Raw genomic sequence first — 684 nt, forward strand, 5'->3', positions numbered from 1 at the left:
GTATTCGGTGTTGTCATTGGAGTCAACGTTATGCTGCCACATAATGTAGGCGCATTGCAGGATTTGAATTTGGACATTACCGCAGTTGATCCGATGTTGTTGATCTTTGGTTTGATCTTTTACATCCTTGGTTACTTCTTGTATGCAGTCTTGTTCGCAGCGGTAGGTTCGATCGTGAGTCGGACCGAGGATCTGGGTCAAGCGGTTATGCCGATCACGATGCTGTCGCTGGTGGCATTCTATATTGCGATCTTTACGCTGGGCACACCAGATGCGACCATACTCAAAGTATCTTCTTACATTCCGTTCTTGTCGCCAACGACCATTCTAGTACGAATCGGAATCGGCGATGCACCGATGTGGGAGATTCTGGCCTCGCTCGCTATCCTGATCGTATCCATCCTGATCTTCGGCTGGCTGGCAGCTAAAATCTATCGTACCGGTGTCCTGATGTACGGCAAACGTCCGACATTGAAGGAACTTAGAAAAGCCATGAAAGCTTATAAGATGTAAGGTTTGCGATATAGATAGGGGGAGTGCAGTTGTTTGAACAATTCTTAGAACAGATCAGAGATTCGAATCCGCTGTTTCAATTTATCGGGGTTATGATCGTCGCTATGGTTCCTTTTGTGGAAGGTTACTTCGCCGTGCCGGTGGGGATTGCCATTGGCTTTCCAGTGTTGT

Annotated in this window: 1 protein-coding gene; it reads left to right on the top strand. The window is 47.2% G+C overall.

Annotated elements, in window-relative coordinates:
• Positions 1-513: ABC transporter permease (locus tag ACFRAK_RS28815; RefSeq protein WP_394573167.1), on the top strand; the 513-nt coding region annotated here is incomplete at its 5' end.
• Between the last annotated feature and the right edge of the window lie 171 nt (positions 514-684).

It is taken from the genome of Peribacillus sp. NPDC056705 (assembly GCF_043656335.1).